At 40.8% G+C, this 1,548-nt stretch carries 1 protein-coding gene; it reads right to left on the bottom strand.

The features are described from left to right. Positions 1 to 30: 30 nt before the first annotated feature. Positions 31 to 1,461 carry a transposase gene (locus DB41_RS10250; protein WP_039386996.1) on the bottom strand — a complete coding sequence of 477 codons (1,431 nt, stop codon included), beginning with the start codon at positions 1,459 to 1,461 and terminating at the stop codon, positions 31 to 33. Positions 1,462 to 1,548 lie beyond the last annotated feature (87 nt).

Below are 1,548 nucleotides of genomic sequence, written 5' to 3'. Positions count from 1 at the left end.
CGTAAGCGGTCACGGGATATAAAAAGTTTTTTAGATAACAGAAGGGATAGGTTGCTTGGTACGAGCGGCATGGATAGCATCTGTTAGAAAATCTAGAATAGATTTTCCTTGTCGATAAAGAGTTTCGATACAGCTATGCAGCACCTCCCTCCATCTTTTGCCATAGATAGATTGGCTACCTAGACATAACTTACGTACAATGACTAGATTTCTTAAAGATTCTTCGGCAGCATTATTGGTCATAGGAATAGCAGGATCTTTCAAATAAGCACGGAAATGTTTGATCTGCTTTAAAAGCTTGTGGCAAAACTTCCGCAACTTTTTGGTGCTACTCCAGCATTGCAATTCTTGCAATTCTTCTTGTATATAACGCCAGTTAAGATATCCATACTGCTGCCAAGTAGACTGACTGATTTGTCCTTTTTCTAGACGATGCTTATCTTTAAAAAGCTCTTGCAAGGTATCATATAGGTGTCCTAAACGCTGTGTGTCTTCTAAAGATATATTGGGCTGTTCTGCTTGCCCTTGTATATTACGGAGTAAATGAGCTAAACAATACTGTTTGATCTTTACCTTAATTTGATGAATAGCTAGACCTCGATCACTCACTAAGCAATAAATCTTCTGACCGACTAGCGCCTTTAGAGTAGCGCCATTTTGATAGGGTCTTAATGCATAAGCAATCACATTTCCTACACGTAATACTAGCAAATGTTCATTAGTGGCGGCGTGGCGCCAGCTCGTTGCATCTATATGCAAAGGTTGCTGGGTGGTAGTAGCTGCTTTAACAAGTGTTTCATAGGACGAAACAAGTAAGGCAGCGGTGCGAGCTTTAACTTTAGAAATAAAACCTTGGCTTAAAGTCACGTGAGGCAGTAAGGCACTAATCATGGTGCGCACCGCACGATGGCCTTGACGATATTGTCCCATCAGCAGATTAATAAAGCCTTCCAGTCTAGGGCCAAGTAAGAATTGCTCATTTTCTTTAAGTTCAGGTCGTGTTTCTAGATGGCAGCAAGGGCATCTGCTCGTTACTAAATCTATTTGATGCACCAAAGGCTTAATTTCAGGAAGCTCGATCTGCTGCCAGGAAAAAACCTTATCAGTGGCATGCATAGCAGAGTGACAATGGGGGCAAGCTTTTACACTACGAACCTCATGTGAGGTAACTACGCTAGCAGGTAGCAGTTGACGGCTAGCACCAGGATGATAAGGTCGTTTTTCTGTTTTTGGAGTAGTTGAACGATTAGCTTTTTGATCCGTCGATGGTGGCTTGGAACTATTCTTGGAATTTTGATTAAGCTGTACCTCCAGCTGGGCAATGCGTGCTTCAAGCTTGGTGATTACCTTTTCCAATCTATTTACCAACGCTTTTAACTGCACATTTTCAGCTCGAAGCTGAGCATTTTCTACTCTTAGCTCTGCATTCTCTTTAAATAGTTGCTCGTATGAAGGTTGCATACTACTCAATATATGATTAAGTAAATATAAACTCTAGAAATTATTTTATTTATCACAAAGTAATTGATAACCCCCGTGACCGCTTAC

Origin of the sequence: Neochlamydia sp. TUME1 (assembly GCF_000813645.1) — a bacterium.
Classification (GTDB): Bacteria; Chlamydiota; Chlamydiia; order Chlamydiales; family Parachlamydiaceae; genus Neochlamydia.
Note: the sequence above shows the minus strand (reverse complement) of the source record. Positions and strands in the feature narration are given on the sequence as shown.

Excerpts from the sequence above, each read along its gene's own strand:
- DB41_RS10250 (WP_039386996.1), bottom strand. The coding sequence starts at position 1,461 with ATGCAACCTTCATACGAGCAACTATTTAAAGAGAATGCAGAGCTAAGA.